The 6,227-nt window shown below is 58.9% G+C and carries 6 protein-coding genes; 2 read left to right on the top strand and 4 right to left on the bottom strand.

The features are described 5' to 3' along the window. Positions 1–409: 409 nt before the first annotated feature. The 3 genes from I9H09_RS26855 to I9H09_RS26845 form a co-directional block, all read right to left on the bottom strand. Complete coding sequence (locus I9H09_RS26855) at positions 410–838, bottom strand: GntR family transcriptional regulator (protein ID WP_011107000.1); 429 nt, start codon at positions 836–838, stop codon at positions 410–412. 77 nt (positions 839–915) lie between these two features. Next, complete coding sequence (gene trbC, locus I9H09_RS26850; RefSeq protein ID WP_236502560.1) at positions 916–3,204, bottom strand: F-type conjugative transfer protein TrbC; 2,289 nt, start codon at positions 3,202–3,204, stop codon at positions 916–918. Further along, positions 3,191–4,276 carry a thioredoxin fold domain-containing protein gene (locus I9H09_RS26845; RefSeq protein ID WP_236502561.1) on the bottom strand — a complete coding sequence of 362 codons (1,086 nt, stop codon included), beginning with the start codon at positions 4,274–4,276 and terminating at the stop codon, positions 3,191–3,193. The genes trbC and I9H09_RS26845 overlap by 14 nt, the downstream gene beginning before the upstream one ends. A gap of 92 nt (positions 4,277–4,368) precedes the next feature. Here I9H09_RS26845 and I9H09_RS26840 point away from each other — a divergent pair, with 92 nt between their 5' ends. Further along, complete coding sequence (locus I9H09_RS26840; RefSeq protein WP_031598125.1) at positions 4,369–4,569, top strand: type II toxin-antitoxin system VapB family antitoxin; 201 nt, start codon at positions 4,369–4,371, stop codon at positions 4,567–4,569. Next, the gene (locus tag I9H09_RS26835; RefSeq protein ID WP_031598127.1) at positions 4,566–4,943 is read left to right on the top strand and encodes a type II toxin-antitoxin system VapC family toxin; all 378 of its coding nucleotides are present in this window, start codon (positions 4,566–4,568) and stop codon (positions 4,941–4,943) included. The genes I9H09_RS26840 and I9H09_RS26835 overlap by 4 nt, the downstream gene beginning before the upstream one ends. Here the strand turns inward: I9H09_RS26835 and I9H09_RS26830 are convergent. Beyond that, positions 4,933–6,135, bottom strand: a complete 1,203-nt coding sequence (locus I9H09_RS26830; RefSeq protein WP_024670622.1) for a secretion/conjugation apparatus DotM-related subunit — start codon at positions 6,133–6,135, stop codon at positions 4,933–4,935. The two genes, I9H09_RS26835 and I9H09_RS26830, sit on opposite strands and share 11 nt — an antisense overlap. Positions 6,136–6,227 lie beyond the last annotated feature (92 nt).

Here is a 6,227-nt window from a genome sequence, read left to right as displayed (position 1 = left end):
GCTTCACCGCCTTGGCCAACTGGTTGGCCAACGCGGTGAAAGGGTGTGACGCAAGGGGTCAACTGGGGGGGCAGGGTGCTGTCATCGAGGTCGCACAGCAGCTGAAAAATCTTTTCCATAAGTCCACCGTTCAGCGGTGAACTGAAGGCTTCACTTTTGACGGCTTGCACAAAGCCGCAGTGAACGCCATAATCAGCTCACGTTATGTGTGTTGAACAGGTGTTCCCATCTCTAAGGGCCTGTTCAAGATTTTCCAAAAAGCCCCGCCGGCAAGCGGGGCTTTTTGGTTTCTGCAATTCGTGAATCTACATCGTCGCTTTCCTGCAAATAAAACTGTGCCGGATAGTAGCATGGGAGCCTCGCTTTTCGCGTTACAAAATCCGTTGCTTTCAACAAGCTAGGTCAGTCATCAGCACGTGGTAGGGCGCAGTTGACCCAGGACACGCAGGATTTCGTTTTCAAAGGCCACTTTTGATTCGAAATCGCCCAGCTTTGTATGGCGTTCTGCAACGCACCTCAGCAAGCCCGGCAGATGACCGTACTGGGGAGGCTCATTGCCGTTCGTGACTAGGTAGCTTTTGTGGTACTGCGCGGCGATATAGCCCTGCGTCTCCAACGAACGCAGCGCTTCGCGCACCGGCATACGGCTGACCTGGAAGGCATTGGCAATGGCTTGATGCGTAAGGGGTTCACCCGGTTCAAGCCGCCCATCAATGATGGCTTCGCGAAGCGCCACTTCAATTGTCTCCCGGGGCAGCGCTACAGGCCGTGCAATGCCGAGGGCTATGGTTTCAAGCACGTGCTGCGCGTGCAGTTTCTGCGTTTTGCGGTTACTCATTTACAGCTCCTTTTTACGCATGCGACACAACCCTGCGCCGGCGCATCGGTATCGGCGCGGCACAGGGTTGCGGTCTATTAATCCCAGTCGAACGGCGCCGGCGAATACGATCCGTCGTCGAAATAGGGCGGTGACTGGTCGTGGCGTGGTGGAACAGGCGTTGCGGCTCTAGGTGCAGGCGCCTTGCCCTTCACTTTCGGCGCTCTGGCCGGATCGATGTGCTGCGCCTGGTAGGCCTGCAACCGCTTGCTGCCGACGGTCAGGTCCAGCGCCGTGGACGATTGCGCCACGTAGCCGCTTCCGCGCTTGGGCACATGCTCCAGCGCTGTGTGCCATAACAAGGTGCTGCGCACTGCCGCTCCAGGACGGCGACGCCAGATCAGCCGCCACTCTTCTCCCAGCTCGTTCAAGACGACCAACGTCGGATCTGTCAGCACCAGGTTTTCAAGGTCCGAACGACCAGGCTTCATCGCCAGGTGGTACAGGATCTGCTGCACGCGGTCCGCGCGCGGATAGCTGCGCCGAATGCGGGCAGGTGCACCGGCCAACAAGGTGTCCAGCGCTGGCGGGGCCACCTCGATGAAGCGGTTGATCCGGATCGCTTCCTTGGACAGCTTGTCAGCATCGTGAATGTACAAGGAGCTGCCGCGAATCACTTGTCCGTTGAACAGCGTGATGTTTTCCCCCTCCTTGAGCTGCTGCACTTCCTCGACGCTGACTTTCTTCTCATCTTTCAGGCTCAGTGTGTCTGCTTCCTCCCAGCTGGCCCCCATGACTCCGGCCTGACGCACCATACCGCTCATCACTGGCAGGTACTCGGTACCGGCCATCAACTGCAGTATTTCGAGAGTGTCCTTGGGGTCCATGATCTTGCCGGTGATTCGGACTCCCATGTTCCCGATCAGCGTCCACACCTTGTCGCCGGCCGCCGACTTGAGGCGCTGCGCCTCTTGGCTGGCCAGGAGCAGGCAAAACCCCAGGGAGCGTACCTGCGTGGCCAGCTCACCGAGCTTTTCGGTGTAGTAGGCCCCGACCTCGTCGCAGATCCACAAGAACGGAAAGCGGTCCTTGTACTTGCGGATCACCAGGATGTCTTCGGGTTTGCCCTCCAGTTTCTCCCCCAGATCCTGGCTCAGGATCATGGCCAATTGCGACACGTACAGACGCCCAAGAGTCGCGGCCTCGGTCGAGGAGATTTCCAGCGCAGGAATCAGGACCACCAGGATGCGATCGTTATGCACCACGTCCTTGAGGTCTATGTCGCCGGCGTCACGGGCAAACACATGGCCGTAGGTGTCATTGAACAAGGCCAGCATGCGGGTGAACTGCTGGATCAGAAAACCATGCTGATCCAACGCGGTGGTCGCCCATTCCTCCGGCGAATCCACCTTGGCCAGGTCAAAACCGGACAATGTGCCCAGGTAGTTTTTCAGGGGTAACTGGGCGTCTTCATGCCATTGCTGTTCCACCGACTGGATGTAGAGCTTGGCAATGGCCCGCAACGGCAAATGCGCCTGGATAGTGCGCTGGGACATGACCGTGCCTTCACGTCGGCACTTGTACACCAGGGAGAACACCAAAGCCTGAATCATGGCACGGGCTTTCTCTTGCCAGCCCGCATCGTTGCCCGCAGGGGGCAACATCGAATCCATCAGGTTGATGATGTAGGTTTCCTGAGCAATACCAAACGCGTTGACGGTATTGGTCTGCCCTCTGCTTTTGTTGTCCTCAAGCAGTTCCTGCGCCCTGGAGCGGCCCCCGGTGATGAAGTTCATCATCCGAACGTCGTCTTCACGGCCAAAGCGCCGGGCCAGGGACACGATCGCGGCGGCCACATCATTTTGGGCCTTGCCGTCCGAATAGATCAGGCCCTTTCCATAGCCCAGCTGGCCCAACACGTACCCCAGCAGTGCTTCGGTTTTGCCGGCACCGGTTGTACCGAACATCAGAATATGGCGGGTCATGTCATCCAGCGACAGCCACAGTTCACGCCCGGCGTCCCGACCGCGCAGGTACCCCATGTACAGGATGCCCGCTGCCTTGAGCATCACCGTGCGCATGGCCGTGACCGGCAAGAAACCCAGCAGCTTGCCCGTCACCTGGCGCTGCGTCGAAGGGTCGGGACGGCCCATGTCTGAAGGCATGCGCATGGGCATCTGCCAGGGTTCGAGCAGCATGACAGGTGACCAGACCAGCAAGGCTGGCAGACTGAGCCACAGGCTGACCGGGTACAGGACGCCTCCCACCACAGATCCGGCCAAACCCAGCGTCAGACTACCGGGGCCCATCAACCACTCAGCCAGTGCCGAGTGGTAAACCCGCCGATTTAGGCGCGTGCGCTCGACGGCGTAGTCATTGGGGCGCATCCGACACCTCCTGAACCTGGCGGGCAGGTCGCTCATCTAGGAAGGCTTTGAGCCTGATCGGATCACGCAACAACGCCTGCGGCACATAGCGCCCATCGTCGCTGATCACCCAAGGCGTGCCCGGTATGCGATACGCCTGATAGGCCGTCTGGTTGATCCCCAAGGCCTTTTCTGCAACATCGCACGTGCCTGCTGGTTGCGCCGCTTTCAACTCCACCCCTTCCGACGCCGGCTTTAACTGGGGTTTCCCAAGGCTCACACCCTCAGGGGCTGCATCAAACAGGCGATCCCACGCGGCTTTGCGTTGCTCAGGCGGCAGGCACAGCACTGGCGTGATGGCGGCTATCGACTTCTCCTTGCCGATCACCGGCACAGGAAACACCACCACGTTGAAGGCGTCGGAGAGCGTGTTGAGGGACGATTCCAGACGCTGGCAGTTCGGACAGCCAGGGTCCGAAAAGACATACAGCGTGCGCGCGTGACCGCTGGAATAGTCAACGGTGAACAGCTTGCGCTCCGCAGCGTTGTGCAGCTTTTGAGGGAGTGTGGCCCGAACCTCCCTGGGCAATGTCCAGCCATCGTCAGGTGCCACGTCTGCAGCGGACTGGCGTGGCTCAGAAGCGATCGGCGCCGGCGCGCTGCGCTTGGCCAGGTCCGGCTTGGGGGCGCTCGGGACTGAGGGCGTGATGACCTGCGCCGCCGGCATTACAACAGGCAATTCAAGCGCTCGGCCAAGCCATGAGGCACCGAGGCAAAGCACAACCAACAGCACGAACACGCCCATCAGACGCCGCAGGGTCTTGCGTCGTCCATGGCGCAGCAAAGCCCGCGACAGCGCGGTCAGTAGCTCATGGGTTTCGTCACTGTCATGGGTTTCAAGTGAGAATTCAAAACCCTGAACATCGCGGCAGACCACACCGTCATTGCTCAGATAAAACGAGTGCTGATGGCGAAGGTCCAGGGTGCAAATCGTGCGTGTCACGATGCCTGCTTCCTGATCTGCCTGATAGACAACCAGCTGATCGCCTTGGATGTCCACCGAAAACGGGGCGCGCAAAGATGCCGAGGCCATGGGGCTTCCTCTTTCTAAAGTAAAGAATTAATAGTGCTTTTTTGAATCACATTTGATGTAGAGTTACATCAGAATTGAAGCAAGGAGTCATCATGAGAACGACCGTTACCATCGACGATGCGTTGTACCAACGTGCTCTGGAAGTCGCCGATCCGGCGATGGATAAGGCCGACCTGTTCCGTGAAGCCGTTCAGACGTTTGTGCGCATTCAAGCGGCTAAACGATTGATGGCTTTAGGGGCCACACTGCCAGCGATGGAAGACATTGCCCGCCGACACGAGAAGGCACAGTGATAGGCGTCCTGGTAGACACCTCCGTTTGGGTTGAGCACTTTCGCAACAACAGTCCAGAACTGGTGAACTTGCTCAGCCAGGACCGGGTACTCATACACCCCATGGTGATTGGAGAACTGGCGTGTGGTACGCCGCCTGATCGTTCGAACACCTTGACCGACCTTGGCGACCTACGAGGTGCACAACAACCCACGGTGAGTGAAGTCATCGCCTTTCTGAACACCCACAAGCTCTATGGCCTGGGCTGTGGGCTGGTGGATATGACGCTCCTGGCCTCCGCGTTATTGAGCGGCACAGCGCTTTGGACGTTAGACAAGCGCCTGGAGCGTTTGGCTAGCCGCATGGCCGTGTCATACCAGCCTCCTACTCACTAGTCTCATCAACCACAGGTGGCTGCGCGGCATACACCGCCGTCATGACAGGAAGGTCAGAGGCCTCCCGGCGTTTAGGCGTGATGACATGTCGCGCAAATACCAGACCGATGCTTTCCAACTCGGCCTGCAAGCCATCGATGGCCTGGGTCACCATCAACCCAGGACGTGGCAGCCCCAGCTTACTGGCATGGACTTCTGCCCGCGCCTGAGCCTGAACACCAGCGCCTTCCACAAACACCTTGGCCGTGTCGGCACTGTGCAGGGCATACCACAAAGTACGGTTAACCCCCTTGAGCCAGCGAAAGCGCGCCGGCGCTAAGCGCAGATCGCGGCCATACAAGGCCACCAGCGCGGTGCGCATCGATCTATGGCTTTGTAGCCACTCACTGACGCCCGGTGCTTTTGCAACGCGATCAAACCCCGCGTCGGCCAAGCCGTAAAGCGGCGTCAACGAGAAGGTCTTGCGCCGCAACAACCCCTTGACCATGCAGGAACGGTTCAGGTCATCGAGCAACCGGGTCGCTGCCTTGCGGTCATTGAGGAATACCTGCAGACCGAATACGGCCAGCAAGGCCCGTTCATAGGGTGTCAAGTCCAGAAGGCCATCATGAACATCTCCGACCTGCTCCTCGAACACCGCACGAGCGGCCTCCCGATCCAGCACTTTGCGCTGCACCAGGTTGTAACGTTCAGCAAACTCCTCGGGCTTTAGCGCCCACGCATTGCTGGGAGAGGTATCGTTCATCAGGCCATCGGGACCAGACGCAGCCAAAACCGGGATGACCGAGGGTGCGAAACGACTCACCAGGCCAGGAAGCGTGTGAATGTTCACCAGGCGTTTGCTGCGAAACGGCAGTACCGGATGCTGCGCCAGCCCCCAACTGCTCACAATCACCAGCGGTAACAGGAACAGCAGCAGAATCCCACTGGTAGCGTTCATCACCTCAAGCCACTCATCCAGCGTCACGGCCTTGGCGTGGTTGGCCACGTCGGCCAGCAGGTTGATCTTGCCACCGGCCCAGACATGGATGAAGGGAAAATCCACCATTTTCCATAACCAATAAAGCGTCCAGGTGGTCCAGTACACGAAGATATCGAAGAACATCCAGCACAACAGGACGGCTGCACAAAGCGCCAATAACATCTGCGCTTGCTCGCCCTCCCATGCACCTTGGGATTGTCGATTTTGCATTGCGATGCCCCACAAATAGTCGCACCGCCCGGAGTGGGCGGTGTGAGAGAAAGGTAAAGCGCGTTGGGAACAGCTGCGGAGGGGTTATGGCT

Origin of the sequence: Pseudomonas tremae (genome assembly GCF_023278125.1) — a bacterium.
In the GTDB taxonomy this organism is placed as follows: domain Bacteria; phylum Pseudomonadota; class Gammaproteobacteria; order Pseudomonadales; family Pseudomonadaceae; genus Aquipseudomonas; species Aquipseudomonas tremae.
Note: the sequence above shows the minus strand (reverse complement) of the source record. Positions and strands in the feature narration are given on the sequence as shown.

What these genes read in the sequence shown, in the direction of transcription:
- I9H09_RS26855 (WP_011107000.1), bottom strand. Translation starts at nt 838, where the DNA reads ATGAGTAACCGCAAAACGCAGAAACTGCACGCGCAGCACGTGCTTGAA.
- trbC (WP_236502560.1), bottom strand. Translation starts at nt 3,204, where the DNA reads ATGCGCCCCAATGACTACGCCGTCGAGCGCACGCGCCTAAATCGGCGG.
- I9H09_RS26845 (WP_236502561.1), bottom strand. Translation starts at nt 4,276, where the DNA reads ATGGCCTCGGCATCTTTGCGCGCCCCGTTTTCGGTGGACATCCAAGGC.
- I9H09_RS26840 (WP_031598125.1), top strand. Translation starts at nt 4,369, where the DNA reads ATGAGAACGACCGTTACCATCGACGATGCGTTGTACCAACGTGCTCTG.
- I9H09_RS26830 (WP_024670622.1), bottom strand. Translation starts at nt 6,135, where the DNA reads ATGCAAAATCGACAATCCCAAGGTGCATGGGAGGGCGAGCAAGCGCAG.